Here is a 16,592-nt window from a genome sequence, read left to right on the forward strand (position 1 = left end):
CTAGAACCCACTTCATTCTAGCTCATTTCACACTCTATACTTCAAGCTCAAGTCGATACATAGTTGAACTACGATAAACTTCTTCCGGACGCAAGATTGTATCGCCGAAATAGCCATAGGTAGTAGCTCCCGGAACATTTTGCGTTTCCAATGTAATACCAGCAAATTGCTCTAATGGATGACCCCAAATTTCATCAATCGCCACTAAATAACCATGCGTATAAATAACCACTGCCACTTCATCAGTCGTCATGACAATACGACGTTTCGTATCCGCACAATAAATTTCTGCATGAACAGAATCTGTTTTATCTAATACAAACGGATGATCAAATCCTTTGGTAAATACAAATTGTGGTTCAGCAGATTCAATACAATCAGCTAATAATTGAGGCTGCCGCAAATCGAATACCGTTCCCTCAACTGACGCAATCGGCCCAACCGGTGTAGTATCTTCTTTTAATGGCAAATAACGACTACTATTTACTTTTAATGTATGATTGGTCGCCGGCTTTTTGTTATCGCCATTTAAATTGAAGTACACATGATTAGTCGGATTAAATAAGGTCGCTTTATCCGTTGTCGCTTCATATGTCACACGCCATTCATTTTGCTCATTAAACGAATGGATAACTGTTAATCTCAACTCACCAGGATACCCATTTTTCCCATCGGGGACAACCAAGGTAAACACTATACGAACTTCATCTGCAAATTCTTCAATTGTGTAATCAAATAATTGTTCATCAATCGAGTTAGGGCCACCATGGAGATGATTGGCACCATTATTGAGTGGCAATTGATAATTTTCTCCGTCAATTGAAAACTGACCTTTTTCAATACGACCAGCTACACGTCCAACCGTTGAACCATAGTAACTTCCTGATTCAAACACATCACTTGCTGTATTATGACCTAAAATAATTTGTTCGTACTCACCCGAATTAGTTTGAATCCCCCAACGATTGATACGTGCCCCTAAATTTGAAAAGCCAATTTGCACACCTTGTTGATTCGTAATTAAAATTTCATCATATTGTTGCTCTTGAAAAGTACCAAATGGTTTTACTTCAACCTTCATACTGACAATCTCCTATTCTGGTTCGTTCGGGCAGCCTCGACGTCCACTTCAAAAACCGCCTCTGTGCGTTTTATGCACGCCGTTGGTTTTCTCCAGTGGTTCGAGGCTGAACGCCCTCTCTCTCACCATGTTCTAAACTTCTAAAGCACGAGCACCGTCGCCCACTTGTGCTACATAAAATTCAGCTGGATAACCTACCGTATTTTCGTACACCGCTTGAATCGCAGATTGGATTGCTTCTACTTTGTCCTTATTCACTAACGCAATCGCACAACCACCCATTCCAGCTCCAGTCATACGTGCACCTAATACACCCGGTTGTTCCCAAGCAGTATGCACTAAAGTATCTAATTCTAACCCTGTTACTTCATAATCATCACGCAAACTAATATGTGATTCATTCAATAATTGACCAAATCGTACTAAGTCACCTGACGTCAACGCTTCTTTCGCTAATTTTGTTCGTTCATTTTCATAAACAGCATGTTTAGCACGACGCTCTAATACTTCGTCGTCAATCAAATGACGGTTTGCTTCAAATTGTTCAATTGTCAATTCGCCTAGTGCCTTAATGTCCAGTTCAGCTTGCAAACGGCGTAAAGCCTCTTCACATTGACTACGACGCTCATTATAATTCGATTCCACTAACTCACGACGTTTTTTAGTATTCATAATTAAAACAACATTATCACCAAATTCAGCCGGTACTAACTCATATTCCAATGTATTAGTATCTAAATAAATAGCTTGCTCTTTCGCTGCCATACCAATCGCAAATTGGTCCATAATGCCTGAATTAACACCGATAAAATGATTTTCAACACGTTGACCGATTTTCACTAATTCAACACGGTCAATATCAAAGTTAAATAAGTTCTCAAGTGTTACCCCTACTAATAATTCAAGTGATGAAGAAGAAGATAAACCAGACCCATTTGGAATATTTCCATAGATTAAAATATCGAATCCTTTATCGACATGATAGCCTGCTTCTCCTAAATATTTAATAACACCTTTAACAAAGTTCGTCCAACTATCTTCTTTGCGATTAACTAATTCAGATAACTCAAACGAAATAATCCCTACTTCGTCAAAATTCATCGAATAACACCGCACAGTTGTGTCATCACGTAAGGCTGCTACAGCATATGTACCATTCGTAATCGCACAAGGAAAAACTCGTCCACCATTATAATCTGTATGCTCACCAATTAAATTAATACGTCCCGGTGCAAAAAATACTTTGCCGTCCTCTCGTTTAAAGACTTCCGTAAATTTTTCTTTTAGTGTTTGACTATTCATTCGATACCCTCCTAAGAATACTAATGCAAATGTTAAGTAGAAAAAATATAATAACTCTTTCAACTTAACAGGATAATCTCATTATATAACTAATTTGAAATCGCTTCAATAATTTTCAAAAAAAATACTTTTTTATCCATCATCTTCCTCATACACTTCTAGCTCCTCTCGAACACTACTTGATGTAAGCATTAAAGCGTACAACGTCTTATATAATTCCGGTTTACGCAATTTGACAAAAGTATGTTTGAATAATGCCCCCTGCCCCAATAAATCAGAAAAATAAAAACAGTTATTATGCTGACATTTACGGATGATTGTTTCAGATTCATACATTTCATTAATTAATGTAATATCTCCTTGACGATAGTCAGCCTCAGTTTTCAATTGAAATAATTGATTACACACACACCAAAATTCTTTCCAATCAATATGAGAAAAATATTGATATAAACATTCTATGGGCACCTTATCAAAAAAAGAATCTTGTTTTCCATACAATAAATTTTCAAATTGTGAATGATTCGGTTTCCAATGGAGTAACGTATTACAAAACACAGTCTGCCCCTTTTGATGTTCACTAACGCTAATATAATGAAACTGATTAATTGAAGATAATATTTTATTTTGAATTAAAAATCCACGCATTACCCATTCAGCATAAAAATAATATTGCGACTGCGTATGAACCAGCGGAAATCTTGTAAAATGATAGGCGTTATCAGGATGGTACATCAATTGACACAGCAGTTTCTGCTGACACGCAACTTCTTTTGTGCCATAACAAATCGGAACAAATAGACTATATCCATAAATATTTCGTAATACTCCCATGCAAATCCTCCCTTTACTTTATATCGTGTATATATTATTCTTTTTATAATTTTATATTATAATGTTAACATATTTGATAACTTATTTCAATTGCCTTGTACATAAAAAAACACCTGAGAACTAGCTAATTATCCTCAGGTAAAATCTATTGATTAAACTAATAAAATCAAACTTATTTATGATACGCATGCCCATTAATAATACGAAACGCACGATAAATTTGCTCCACTAAAATCAATCGCATCAATTGATGTGGTAAAGTAATCCGACCAAAACTAACTCTTAAATTCGCTCGTCTTTTTAAACGCTCTGCTAAGCCTAATGAACCACCAATAATAAACGTTACCTTGCTATCACCATAGATTGCATAATCATTTAGTTGTTGGGCTAATTCTTCCGAAGAGATAAGTTTCCCCTCAATTGCTAGCACGATTACTTTACGCTGTTCATCTAGACGTTGTGCAATTTTATCTGCTTCTTTTTCCAATACTTGATTTATCTCTACCTCACTCATATTTTCATCAGTCGACTCATCACTCACTTCGATAACCGATACTTTCGCATAAGCTTGTAGTCGTTTGAGATACTCATCAATTCCTTGTTTTAAATACTTTTCTTTCAATTTGCCAACACAAATAATTTCAATATTCATCTTTATTTCTCCAATTATCACATTCTTTATATCTAATCATAGCATTATTTGCAATTTTTTTGTATGATTAAATTAATGATTCACGAACGGAGTGTTTTTTTGAAACCATCAATTATTGGAGTATTAGGATTAGGTATTTTCGGTCGAACTGTCGCTAAAGAATTAAGTAGATACGGAAAAGAAGTCATTGCTATCGACAATAACGCTAGCCACGTCGAATTAGTTGCTGATGACGTAACCACTGCCACTATTGGTGACTTTACTGATTTTGAGTTACTTGAAGAAGTGGGATTAGCTAATTGTGAAGTGGTTATCATTGCTACTGGTACTAATTTAGAGAGTGCTGTATTAGCTGTCATGCACTGCAAACGTCTAGGTATCCCTAAAATTATTGCTAAAGCACGCAGCACTTCCTTTGAAGAAGTATTGAACGAATTAGGTGCTACAACTATCATTTCACCTGAGCGTGATTCTGGCAAGCAATTGGCATCTAAACTATTGAGAACCTATATCGAAGAAATTTTACCATTAGATGAAGACACATCAATTATTGAATTTGAAGCCCCTGAAAAATGGGTAGGCAAAAATCTATTGACTTTAGATTTAAGAAATCAATATGACATGAATATTATCGGTATGCGAAAATCTCGCAAAGAAAAAATGCGAACGCAATTCGATATCCAAGCCCCAGTCGAAGCTGGTACAATTTTCATCGCTATTACAAGCGAAAAAACATTTGAAACATACGATTACTTAGACCGCATAAAGTAATGAGCCGTAATAAAAAACGAGAGAAACATCGATAGTGTTCTCTCGTTTTTCTATTTGATTGCTCACACGATGTTATTACTCATCTGCGATTAAGATTTGAATGTCTTCTTCGATTTTTTCTGCTTTTGCTTTTACTTCTTCGTGAGAATTACCGGCAGTACCTAAATATAATTTAATTTTCGGTTCTGTTCCACTCGGTCTAAACGCTACCCAACTACCGTCTTCCAATGTATATTTCAACGCATCAGACTTCGGATAAGACAATTTCAATGTTTTGCCGTCAGCATAAGACATCGTACCTAATAAATAGTCTGCTGAAATTTCAACTTTCAGGCCACCCATTGATTGAATTCCTTCTTGACGAATTTTTTCCATAATCGCTGACATTTTTGCCTGTCCTGATAATCCAGGGAAATCAAGCGAAATGGTTTTTTCATAGAAGTAACCATATTTTTCATAAATCCCGTTCAGCGCATCTGCTAATGTTTTACCTGCTTTTTTATGATAAGCAGTCAGCTCTGCCAAAACGACTAATGCTTGAATCGCATCTTTATCACGTACAAATGGCTTAATCAAGTAACCATAACTTTCTTCAAATCCCATTAAGAACGTATACTCACCTGACAACTCATACTGATGAATTTTTTCAGCGATAAATTTGAACCCAGTAAGTACTTCGACCATTTCAAGTCCATTCGCTTCCATAATAGCATCTGCTAATTTTGTCGATACAATCGATTTCACTGCCACACTATTTGGCACTAATTCGCCTTTTTCTTTTTTCGCTTGAATCAAGTAATCCAACATTAAGGCTGCAATTTGGTTACCAGTTAATAAATCATAAGAACCACTTGCTGTTTTGACTTTCGCACCTAAACGGTCTGCATCTGGGTCTGTCGCAAGTAAAATATCAGCATCAACTTGTCTACCTAATACTTCAGCTAAATCAAAAGCTGCGTCCGATTCAGGGTTTGGTGACTTAACAGTAGGAAAATCACCGTCCGGTTGTGACTGCTCATCAACTACTTTTACATCGGTGAATCCAGCTTGCACTAATGCTTTCATACCTAAATACATACCTGTTCCATGAAGTGGTGTAAAGACAATATTCACTTTATCAGCCATTTCAGCAACTAACTCAGGATTAATCGTCACAGCTTGCATTTCTTTTAAATACGCTTGGTCGATACGGTCGCCGATAATTTCAACCAATCCACTACCTAAACTTTCCGTTTTATCTGCAATTTCTACTGTTAATGGATTTTCAATCGCACGAACATATTGTGTTAAATGATTCGCATCTTCAGGCGGCATTTGACCACCGTCTGCACCATAAACTTTGTAACCATTGTATGCTGCTGGGTTATGACTTGCAGTAATCATAATACCAGCAAACGCATTTAAATAACGCACTGCGAATGATAATACTGGCGTTGGTCGTAAACTTTCGTACACATAACTTTTAATACCATGTTTAGCTAAAACTAATGCTGATTCCATTGCAAATTCGGGTGAAAAATGTCGAGAATCATACGCAATAGCCACACCACGTTTTTTCGCATCTTCTCCATTATCGAGAATCAATTGCGCTAATCCTTCCGTCGCTTGACGAACAGTATAGCGATTCATTCGATTTGGTCCTGCACCTAATATGCCACGCATACCAGCAGTCCCAAAATTTAATACAGATGCAAATGCATCCTCTAATTGTGTTTCATCTGCTGTTTCTATTTCATGTCTCAACGCTGAATCTAGCGTTTCGAACGCTTTCCAAATCGCTAATGTATCTTGCCAAGTCATTAGAAATCTCTCCTTTTGAATGTAAAAAATATAGTTATTTTAATTATCACTACATGTATAGCAGCTTCTCAATACTCCATTACACACTACTCTCGTCAACTAACTTCAACATCATCATATGTCTTGAAAATATCTCAACGCTTTCATTATAGCATTTTTTTCAAATTCCGACTATATTTATTGTAGAATATTTACTTTTCTATGAAAATCAGTAAATTCCGTTAATTATTCACAAATCTGAATTTTATTTCTTCTCTTATTTTTTTGAAAATTAATTTACACCTTAGATTTGTCAGCGTATAATTAAATTAGCGTAATCATTAGTCCGTCAACTATTAAAATGATTTGTGCGTTTTTTAACATATAAATTTCTGCAGAAAGGTGCGCCATATATTCCAAACTCGTTGCTTTCGCAATTATATCAAACATTAATAAATAAGGAATGTTAGTTTTATGAAAAGTTACTTTGACGGTGGATTATTGAGTTTAGTTGGGTGGACATTACTAGGCAGTATCATTACCTTTTGCACACTCGGTATTTGCTACCCATGGGCATTTGGTGTATGGTTGGAAAATCAATCACACTGTTATTGAGGGACGTCGATTACGTTTTACAGGAACAGCCATAGGACTATTCGGCAATTGGATTAAATGGTTTTTATTAACAGTCATCACATTTGGTATTTACGGATTTTGGCTTGGAATCAAACTAGAACAGTGGAAAGTTAAGCATACAACGTTTTATTAAAAGCGTAGGCGATGCTGCACAAACGTTATTTAGAGATATATTAAATCAGAAGATGCATAAAATTTAAATATACATGAAAAATTTTAACAAATAAGTTAGTACAAGTCAAAAACAGCACTCTCTGACCCTATCAGAAAGTGCTGAAAATGTTGATTTAATAACCTGTCGATTACTCTGCAGCGTTTGCGTCTTTGAAACCGTACTTTTTGTTGAAACGATCCACACGACCATCTGCTTGAGTGAATTTTTGACGACCAGTATAGAATGGATGAGAATCAGATGAAATCTCAACACGAATTAATGGATAAGTGTTTCCGTCTTCCCATTCTACTGTTTCGTTTGAAGATTTAGTAGAACCTGATAAGAATTGGAAACCAGTAGTAGTATCCATAAATACAACTTTTTGATATTCTGGATGAATTCCTTGTTTCATAATTTTTACGTCCTTTCTGCCCTAAACTATTTGCTAATCTAGAGTTATTCCTTTGCATTTCTGCAACGATAATATCATACCATGCAACACAGTAAAATGCAAAGACTTTTTGCACCCCAACATTAAAAATGCGTTACGCTTATATCAACTATACGAAACGTTGAACCACTTCATTCATCTCTTCCCAGAGCACTTCCATTTCCTTCACTAATTTAAACTGAACTCGTGTTCGGTCAATATTTTGATGTGGACGAGTTGTTCCATAGTACACATCACCATTAAGATAATCTGTTAAAAAGCGAATACCTTGTTCTAAAGTAATCACTTTTGCTCCCCATGGTAATAACGCTATCTCTCGCTCCGTCAAAATTCCCTTACTACCTTCTAAATACCCTTTAACATAAACTTCATATAACGATAAATCAAATGAAACTTTAGTTAAATCTGGCTCATCTTCTGCAGCTGTATTCGCACCAAAACGAATTGCATCACCAAAATCAAACAATACTAATCCTGGCATAATCGTATCTAAATCAACAATACAAATCCCTTTTTGTGTCTGTTCATCTAATAAAATATTATTCAATTTCGTATCGTTATGCGTCACACGCAATGGCAACTCCCCTGCATCCAATAAATCATACAAGTAGTAACAATCATCACGTCGACTACGCACAAATTCAATTTCTTCAGTCAAATCTTTTACACGTCCAGCAGCATCATTCGCAACTGCTTCTTCAAATTGACGATAACGGTCACGTGTATCATGGAATTTCGGAATGACTTCCACCAACTCTCTTGCATCAAAATGATGTAACTTAGCAGCAAAATCTCCAAACGCACGAGCTGCCTCAAAAAAGTGTGCTTCTTCTTCTACACGATTAAGACAAAAAGTTCCGTCTACAAAACGATAAATACGCCAATACGTTTCATCATCTGTTTTAGCAAATAGTTTGCCGTCCTTTGTCAATTCAACCGTCATCGTTTCACGTTCAGGATTTCCACCACGCTCACGTGCTTCATCTTTCAAAAATCGTGTTACTTTATCAATATTATTCATTAATCCCTCCACATCTGGAAAAATTTGATTATTGATTTGTTGTAAAATATACGCTACTTCATTACCATTCACACGATGAATAATCTTATAGGTCTTATTAATTAAACCACTACCAAATCCCGTTAACGAAACTAATTCTCCTGGCAATTGATAATATTCATAGGCTTTCATTGCTAACTCTGTCATAACTCTCTCCCTTTTCTATTTACTTTTGCTAACTGTTCTTTTACAAATGCTTTATCTTCCTTATACGTAACGCCAAACCAACGTGCATCCGTTTCTAATACCGTTACCGTAGCAACCCCTGTACTAATTTGACGTTCAACAACGCTTGGTAGATAACATTCTTCTTTTAGTAACGCTTCTTTTGTCATCGTTTGCAACATGCGAATTAATTCTCTTTCCAATACATCTAAAAATTCAACTGGAAATCCCCATAAGTTCATTGAAACAATTCTATCTAATGCTACTTCCTGCCAATTTGAACTGTTCTCTTCACGATACCTCGCACTCGACTCAAATGCTTCAATTTGTGTCAATTCTTTAATCTCCAACAATTCATGATTCATTCCAAGTGTACAAAGCCCTCGAGATACTACACCATTTGGTGAAAGTGTTTGACCTAATGCATATCCTACCATTGCATAATGCTGATGCTGTTTTAAATTAGATAAAAACGCATACATTTGTTGGTACGCATGTACCCCATAGTAATCATCAGCATTGATAACAGCAAATGGTGCATCAATACTCTCTTTAGCACACCATACAGCATGGGCTGTTCCTAATGGTTTTTGTCGTTCTAATGGCAAATTCACATCAACTGGCAACTGATTTAAAGATTGAATCACATACTCCACCGTCATCAATTCACTAGCCGGCAACCCTATTTTACGCTCGAACTCTGCTTTAAATTCTTCCTTAACAATAAAAATTACTCGCCTAAAACCTGCGTCAAAAGCATCACGAATTGAAAAATCTAAAATTGTTTCCCCATTTGGCCCTAATTCGTCCATTTGCTTTAATCCACCATAACGACTTCCCATTCCAGCAGCCATTACAACTAATATTGGTTCTTTCATCAAGACACTCCTAATTTTAGCTCGCTCAGATTAACTTAGAGTTCACTTCACAAATTACTTGCGGTGGAATACTTTTTGTTCCAGTAATTCAACAAGCCCAAGCCACCCTTGCTCACACTATATTATTCCAGCTACAATGAGATAAAAAGAATTCTACTGCAAAACACTCATTGTCGCACTATATAAATATACAAGAGATATATTTCTCTGTTTTTCATAATTTATCATACCTTTTCTTCAACTATTTGTGAAGTGCTTTCAAAAAATTTTATTAAATTTCTCGCTATCGAATTATACACTATAGTCCAATAACACCTTGTTGCTACCCAAACAAAAAAGCACTGACATTTCCTTAGAAACATCAGTGTTCTCTTTATCATTATTATGATTCCACAACATCTACTGAACCATGGTCATCAATATGGTCCCCATGAACATGTTGCAAGCGACCATTTACTAAATAATCAACATGGTCACCGTGTGGCACTTGTTCGTGTCCACAGTCTTCGTTATGTAAACAAGTCGTTTCAACGACATGACAGTCATCAGGATTCACATCACTTACTTCAATTGTACACTCATCCCAATGTTCACCGTGTTGATGATGCAAATGCCCGTCATGAATATAGTCAACATGGTTGCCATGTTGAATTTTTGTATGCCCACAATTTTCACCATGAACATGGTCGTGGTGCGTATGATGTTCACAACTCATTCAAAAACCACCTTTCAAATAGTTTGTACTCTATCAAACTTTATTATCAAACAAAATTCCCTTTATTTATCTGCGTTAATCGCATCATATTTTTCAGGTTCTTCGTCAAATTTCTTCACTACATAGCTACACTGCGCTTTAATTTGCTTACCTTCTGCTTTCATTTCTTGAACTAGATAATCCAACAATTTTTCAGCCACACCTTGTCCACGCAAGACTGCATCAACAAATGTATGATCAGCAATCACTGTCTTTTCATCAACAGGCATAAACGTAATTTCTGCAATAATTTTACCATTCTCATCTCGATGAACAAAACCATTGCCTTCTCGTTCGAATTTCATACAATCAATCCTTTTACTCATTAAGCGCACGAACTAATTCTTGGAATTCTTCCTCTGAAGAAATCACGTGACAATCTGCATCTAAGGCATCAACAACACCTTCGATAACTAAATCATTATCTTCTTCAGACAATTTTTCCCAGCTGACTTCTTTATCATTCATTTTAACACCTCATTTATAATAATTATTAATAGCTACATTTACATTATACATGAAAGCGTTAAAATTTTCAGCCTATTTCTACTTTTTTTCTAGGTATTTGTTATAAACATCAAATAAATCGTTCACTAATGACGTATCAAGTTTATAAATAACAAATTTACCCTCTTTAACCGATTCGATAATTCCTTGTTTCTTCAAAGCGATTAAGTGATGCGAAGTTGTTGCGATTGTTGCACCAATTAAAGTTGAAATTTCATTCACACATAATTGTGGATATTGTAATAATAATTCAATAATTTTCATACGATTGGTATCGCCAAACATTTTAAAGAAACTAACTCTTTTTGCTAATGCTTGACTATTTAATACCTTTTCCATTTCAGATTTTGCTCTATCAAGTTCGTTGGTTTGTAATCCATAATATTCTACCATACGACTCCACCTCATTTTTCATTTGTATTGGATTGGTGCATTCACACTACCTACCCTACACCAAGAATCAGATTATAGCACCTCATTAGGTGAATAACAACTATTATTTTAATAAATTTTTTACGCTTACATCATTCAATATTTTGTTGGAATAAGTCGACCCCTACCATTTTTGTAAATTCATCAGCCGTCATAATTTGATTTTCATCTGGTTTACGCAATTTACTCTCTTCCGTACCCAATACAAATTCAATAATATCTGACCCGTCTACTGTCGCAACACTTAATGCGACATCACCTGTTTCCACAGAGAACCCAAGCGTTCCAACATATCCTTTTTCCAACTGCTCAACAAAACCTGTTAACATCTTATTATTTTTCGCTAAAGGCTTCGCCAATGATAATAAAGTATTAGCAGCTGCTTCATCAATCGTATAAGTATACACTTCCCCTATCGCATCTAGCGTTTTAATTTCAGGTTGAATATCTTGTTGTACAAATTGTGTCAATAATTCTAACATGAACCTTTCCATATCTTTCGATTCATCAAATAATGCTTTATGCTGGCTTGCTACTTGATTATTTTGAATATGAATTCCTTTCAATTCTTCCATATGTTCCTGTGCATACTGGTGGTACGATTCAATCGGTGTGCCTGCATAAGTCTTAGAATACTTATCTAAGGCCTCTGCTGCGAATTTTGCTAAATCTTCTGCCAACACAAGTGAACGTTGATACTGTCCCTCTTTCGTTTCAATCAATACCGATGAACTAATTGTTTCTGGCGCACTAGAAATAAAGTAATAATAATCACCGTCACGAATATAAGCTCGACTCACTATCGCATATTCCGCTTCCGATACTGCATGAAGAATATTTAATGAAGATGATATATGTTCAGGCTGTTCTTTTAAGTTCATCAAAGCAGCTTGTGGATTTTTTGCGTATTCAGTAGTAGCAGAAACAGTCTGCCCACTATTTGTCGTTTCTTGTGCCTGCACAGCTACATTAAATATTCCGAATATAAGTGCCGATAGTACGATTTCTTTTATCAAATACATCAATCCTTTTCTATAATTGCTCTAAAAACTGCAACACTTCTTTTCCAATATAGAGATTTCCGTCACTTGTTTCTAAAATCGGTCGCTTAATCAGCATTCCGTCGCTCGCCAACAGGGATATTTTATCCTCAGTCGTCAGCAAATCCCACTTATCTTTAAGCTGCAATTCTCGGTAACGCATACCCGAAGTGTTCACTAATTTTTTGATACTCACTTCTCCGATTTGCTCCACCCATTTTTGCACTTGAGATTCAGTTGGCCGCTCTTGACGCACATCTTGATATAAATAGTCAATCTCTTTTGCTTTAAGTTGCTTTTCAATTGCCTTACAGGTACTGCAAGTTGTCAATCCTATTAAACGCAACATTCAATCATCTCTCCCATTTCATTTAGATTTTTAACAAAGGATGTAAAAAAACTTCACTTATCGAGTCACACTTGACTGCCAAAATTTTAACATTATTGTAGCATTCGCCCAATAACTGACCAACTAACATCATAAATTTCAAGCATTATAGACTGTCTAAAAATCACTTGCGTTAATACAATGCCTACAAAACGTTGCTGATGATAAAAGTGGGGCAAATAATGTTGTGCAATACTTTCAAAATTTATATTACTTTTTGGCTGACGTGGTTGCGTTATCACTGTATATTGTGTAGCATTTTGATGCGTAACAGGTGCTTTAACTGTTGCTACTATTGTACTTTCAGCTATTTCATCACTCTTTATCGTACTATCGTCTAAGCGTCCAGGTGGGCCAGGTATCAATGTTGCATCTTCATTGTAATCAATAATTTCCTCATAGCGATTTCGCTCTGGAATATCCCAGTATTCTTCAGTTTGCGTAACGTTTTCTGTTACAGTTTCCACAGTCGTTCCCATTGATTGTTCTGTCAATTGCTCAACAGTGGTTTCAATCGTTGTATTTCCCTCAACGGTTTCTGCTTGAGCCAATAACTTTGATGCTAGAGCAAATACTATTAGAATACTTAACAATGTCGAAAATATAAATTTACTTTTACTTGCGATTTGCTTACACCACATGCTATTGTCACCCTCCTCCAGCCAATTTTCCACTATTCATCCTTATTTTACCATACTCCATTTCTACTTTGAGTAATGTTACCATTTTGTATTAGAACATTAATACGTTGTTATCTTATGTACTCAACTTGAAAATGTATGAACAAAAATATTACAACTTTGTTAAATTTAGTCATATAGACTAAAACCCATTCAATTCACATTTGTTGTATGTTAAAATATAGACAAGAAAACTATATAAAAAACAATCACCAATTATCACTTTAATTAATAAGGTTTATTTATTGTACACTCTCAACTAAAAACGCAAACATTAATCTGTGTCACTTTTTTAAATACGGGTACAAGACCCCCATTAAATCAATATTACAAGGAGAAATAATTATGCAATTACTAATCTATCCAACAAGTGCGATTGCTTCAGAACAAGCATTTAATCGCATTCAACAAGCTATCCAACAAGGTGCTAAAACGCTTGGTCTTGCTACTGGTGGGACACCAGAACAACTTTATACCTTAATGCGTGAATCGGATATTGATTTCTCAGAAATGACTTCTATTAATTTAGATGAATATTATGGACTAGCTCCTACTCATCCAAAAAGCTATCATGTTTATATGAATCAAAATTTATTTGATGCTAAACCATTTAAACAATCCTTTATTCCAAATGGTGAAAACAAAAATGTCGAAGAAGAAACATCACGTTACGAAGAAATTTTAACTACCTATCCGATTGATTTACAAATTTTAGGGATTGGTAGCAATGGACACATTGGTTTTAACGAACCTGGTACGGCATTTGATTCAAAAACATCATTGGTTCAACTGACTGACTCAACCATTCAAGCGAATAAACGTTATTTCCAATCTGAAGAAGAAGTACCAAAACAAGCGTATAGCATGGGTATCGGCTCTATCTTAAAAGCAAAAGAAATCATCTTACTCGCTTTCGGAGAACAAAAAGCTAAAGCAATACAAGCACTAATGTCAGAAAAAATTACAACCGATAATCCAGCTAGTGCATTGCATCAACACCCTAATGTAACTATAATTGTAGACGAAGCTGCTGCCAGTTTATTATAAGATACTAAAACACCTACTTATTTACAATCTTGCAAATAAGTAGGTGTCCTATTTTTATGCTAATTCACTAAAATTCCATACATCGTCTACCCAATCTTCATAAAAATCAGGTTCGTGGCAAACCATTAATATGCTACCCTTGTATTCTTTTAATGCTCGCTTCAATTCGTCTTTAGCATCAACATCTAAGTGGTTCGTTGGCTCGTCTAATACTAGGACATTGTGTTCACGATTCATCAACAAACAAAAACGTACTTTCGCTTGTTCGCCACCACTCAACACTTGAATTTGACTATCAATATGTTTAGCCGTTAAGCCTACATGTGCTAAAGCTGCTCTTACTTCTGCTTGATTCAACGCAGGAAAAGCTTCCCATACTGCTTCCAACGGTGTTTGGCGATTCCCGCCCGGTACTTCTTGGGCAAAATACCCTAACTCTAAATAATCACCTTGCTCCACTGACCCACTGATTGGTTCGATTAAACCTAATAAGCTTTTCAGTAAAGTAGTCTTACCAATACCATTCGCACCGACAATCGCAATTTTTTGATTGCGTTCAAAGGTCAATTGCAGTGGTTTCGTTAAAGGAAAATCATACCCAATTACTAAATCAGTTGTTTGGAAAATAAAACGACCTGGTGTACGTGCCGTTTTAAACTCAAATTTCGGTTTCGGTTTTTCGCCTTTCAATTCGATAATATCCATTTTATCCAATTTCTTTTGACGTGACATCGCCATATTTCGTGTAGCAACACGTGCTTTATTACGATTGACAAAATCTTTCAAATCAGCAATTTCTTTTTGCTGACGTTCATACGCAGCCTCTAGTTGTGCCTGTTTCATAGCATAGACTTCTTTAAATTGCTCATAATTTCCAGCATAGCGAGTAATTTGTAAATTATCCACATGATAGACAATATTAATCACTTCATTTAAAAATGGAATATCATGCGAAATTAAAATAAAAGCATTCTCATAGTTCAATAAATAACGTTTTAACCATTCAATATGTTCAGCGTCTAAATAGTTTGTCGGCTCATCTAAGAGTAAAATATCAGGTTTTGCTAACAATAATTTCGCCAATAAAATTTTAGTCCGTTGCCCTCCACTGAGTGTCGTGACATCAGTTGCCATGCCATAATCCATAACCCCTAATGCACGAGCTACTTCATCAATTTTAGCGTCTAAAATATAAAAATCATGCACGTCTAATCGTTCTTGAAGTTCTCCTACTTCTTCCATTAGAGCATTAAGTTGGTCGCCTTCAGCCTCTGACATTTCCATATAAATATCATTGATTCGTGCTTCTACTTCAAATAATTCTTCAAATGCTGTTCGTAAAACATCACGTACTGTTTGTCCTTGTTGTAAAACACTATGTTGGTCAAGATATCCGACTTTCACATTGCGTGCCCATTCAATTTTTCCTTCATCAGGGTAACGCTGCCCAGTCACAATATTCATGAAAGTAGATTTTCCTTCACCATTAGCACCCACCAAACCGATGTGTTCACCCTTTAATAAACGGAACGAAACATCTTCAAAAATGGCACGGTCTCCAAATCCATGTGTTAAATTTGATACAGATAATAAACTCATGCTTACTCCTTATTCTTGCTCGCTCGGGTCGCCCTTCAAAAGTTCTCTCTGTGCGTTACACTCACTTCCGTAACTTCTTCCAGTGGTCTGCCCTCGCTCGCACTATGTTTTATTCATCATTAATTTCATTCCCACTTATTATACGTTATTACGGTCGGTTTGTTAACAATTAATCTTTAACTAACTTCCCAAAAAGCTAGCTAATCGCTCTACAACAACCGTTGCAATCATTGTCACTACTGTCATTGTCGTACTCGACACTACTAATAAACGTAAAAAATCTGTTGTCTTCATGATTTTCACCTCTTTAGATTTAATTTATCATAATTTATCATAATTTAATCAATTAAATCTAAACTAAAAATCACTTCCAACAACAAAT

General features: G+C 35.6%; 18 protein-coding genes and 1 pseudogene. 3 read left to right on the forward strand and 16 right to left on the reverse strand.

Features of this window, described 5'->3' with window-relative positions; genetic code table 11:
- Positions 1–34: 34 nt before the first annotated feature.
- From JDW14_08115 to rlmH, 4 genes are all read right to left on the reverse strand, one after another.
- Positions 35–1,081 (reverse strand): galactose mutarotase, encoded by a 1,047-nt coding sequence (locus tag JDW14_08115; protein QQD65249.1) that lies wholly within the window; start codon positions 1,079–1,081, stop codon positions 35–37.
- A gap of 132 nt (positions 1,082–1,213) precedes the next feature.
- Positions 1,214–2,383, reverse strand: a complete 1,170-nt coding sequence (locus JDW14_08120; GenBank protein ID QQD65250.1) for a galactokinase — start codon at positions 2,381–2,383, stop codon at positions 1,214–1,216.
- Between the two features lie 132 nt (positions 2,384–2,515).
- The gene (locus JDW14_08125; GenBank protein ID QQD65251.1) at positions 2,516–3,217 is read right to left on the reverse strand and encodes a hypothetical protein; all 702 of its coding nucleotides are present in this window, start codon (positions 3,215–3,217) and stop codon (positions 2,516–2,518) included.
- A gap of 172 nt (positions 3,218–3,389) precedes the next feature.
- Complete coding sequence (rlmH, locus tag JDW14_08130; protein ID QQD65252.1) at positions 3,390–3,869, reverse strand: 23S rRNA (pseudouridine(1915)-N(3))-methyltransferase RlmH; 480 nt, start codon at positions 3,867–3,869, stop codon at positions 3,390–3,392.
- Between the two features lie 99 nt (positions 3,870–3,968).
- On the opposite strand from rlmH, the gene JDW14_08135 reads away from it, so the two are divergent.
- On the forward strand, positions 3,969–4,640 hold the full coding sequence (locus JDW14_08135; GenBank protein ID QQD65253.1) for a TrkA family potassium uptake protein: 672 nt from the start codon (positions 3,969–3,971) through the stop codon (positions 4,638–4,640).
- A gap of 75 nt (positions 4,641–4,715) precedes the next feature.
- Here JDW14_08135 and JDW14_08140 read toward each other — a convergent pair whose 3' ends face one another.
- Positions 4,716–6,440, reverse strand: a complete 1,725-nt coding sequence (locus tag JDW14_08140; GenBank protein ID QQD65254.1) for a phospho-sugar mutase — start codon at positions 6,438–6,440, stop codon at positions 4,716–4,718.
- Between the two features lie 453 nt (positions 6,441–6,893).
- Between JDW14_08140 and JDW14_08145 the strand changes: the two are divergent.
- Positions 6,894–7,188 (forward strand): annotated as a pseudogene (locus JDW14_08145) (DUF898 family protein).
- A gap of 169 nt (positions 7,189–7,357) precedes the next feature.
- Here the strand turns inward: JDW14_08145 and JDW14_08150 are convergent.
- The 10 genes from JDW14_08150 to JDW14_08195 form a co-directional block, all read right to left on the reverse strand.
- Positions 7,358–7,621, reverse strand: coding sequence for a type B 50S ribosomal protein L31 (locus JDW14_08150; GenBank protein ID QQD65255.1), 264 nt, complete (start codon positions 7,619–7,621; stop codon positions 7,358–7,360).
- A 148-nt stretch (positions 7,622–7,769) separates the two neighbouring features.
- Positions 7,770–8,867: an aminoglycoside phosphotransferase family protein gene (locus JDW14_08155; protein ID QQD65256.1), complete on the reverse strand. Its 1,098-nt coding sequence runs from the start codon at positions 8,865–8,867 to the stop codon at positions 7,770–7,772.
- A complete protein-coding gene (locus tag JDW14_08160) occupies positions 8,864–9,763 on the reverse strand; it encodes an NTP transferase domain-containing protein (GenBank protein QQD65257.1) in 900 nt (299 codons plus the stop codon). The genes JDW14_08155 and JDW14_08160 overlap by 4 nt, the downstream gene beginning before the upstream one ends.
- Before the next feature lie 382 nt (positions 9,764–10,145).
- Entirely contained in the window at positions 10,146–10,478 is a 333-nt protein-coding gene (locus JDW14_08165; protein ID QQD65258.1) for a hypothetical protein, read from the reverse strand.
- A gap of 62 nt (positions 10,479–10,540) precedes the next feature.
- Positions 10,541–10,822 (reverse strand): N-acetyltransferase, encoded by a 282-nt coding sequence (locus tag JDW14_08170; protein QQD65259.1) that lies wholly within the window; start codon positions 10,820–10,822, stop codon positions 10,541–10,543.
- A 13-nt stretch (positions 10,823–10,835) separates the two neighbouring features.
- Entirely contained in the window at positions 10,836–10,985 is a 150-nt protein-coding gene (locus JDW14_08175) for a hypothetical protein (protein QQD65260.1), read from the reverse strand.
- 78 nt (positions 10,986–11,063) lie between these two features.
- Positions 11,064–11,417, reverse strand: a complete 354-nt coding sequence (locus JDW14_08180) for a helix-turn-helix transcriptional regulator (protein ID QQD65261.1) — start codon at positions 11,415–11,417, stop codon at positions 11,064–11,066.
- Between the two features lie 131 nt (positions 11,418–11,548).
- Positions 11,549–12,472 carry a hypothetical protein gene (locus JDW14_08185; GenBank protein QQD65262.1) on the reverse strand — a complete coding sequence of 308 codons (924 nt, stop codon included), beginning with the start codon at positions 12,470–12,472 and terminating at the stop codon, positions 11,549–11,551.
- Between the two features lie 16 nt (positions 12,473–12,488).
- Complete coding sequence (locus JDW14_08190) at positions 12,489–12,845, reverse strand: Spx/MgsR family RNA polymerase-binding regulatory protein (GenBank protein QQD65263.1); 357 nt, start codon at positions 12,843–12,845, stop codon at positions 12,489–12,491.
- Positions 12,846–12,937: 92 nt separating this feature from the next.
- Positions 12,938–13,525, reverse strand: a complete 588-nt coding sequence (locus JDW14_08195) for a hypothetical protein (protein ID QQD65264.1) — start codon at positions 13,523–13,525, stop codon at positions 12,938–12,940.
- 384 nt (positions 13,526–13,909) lie between these two features.
- On the opposite strand from JDW14_08195, the gene nagB reads away from it, so the two are divergent.
- Positions 13,910–14,611: a glucosamine-6-phosphate deaminase gene (gene nagB, locus JDW14_08200; protein QQD65265.1), complete on the forward strand. Its 702-nt coding sequence runs from the start codon at positions 13,910–13,912 to the stop codon at positions 14,609–14,611.
- 54 nt (positions 14,612–14,665) lie between these two features.
- On the opposite strand, the gene JDW14_08205 is transcribed toward nagB, so the two are convergent.
- On the reverse strand, positions 14,666–16,210 hold the full coding sequence (locus JDW14_08205) for an ABC-F family ATP-binding cassette domain-containing protein (GenBank protein QQD65266.1): 1,545 nt from the start codon (positions 16,208–16,210) through the stop codon (positions 14,666–14,668).
- Positions 16,211–16,592 lie beyond the last annotated feature (382 nt).

It is taken from the genome of Aerococcaceae bacterium zg-252 (genome assembly GCA_016237705.1).
Classification (GTDB): Bacteria; Bacillota; Bacilli; order Lactobacillales; family Aerococcaceae; genus Globicatella; species Globicatella yangjingiae.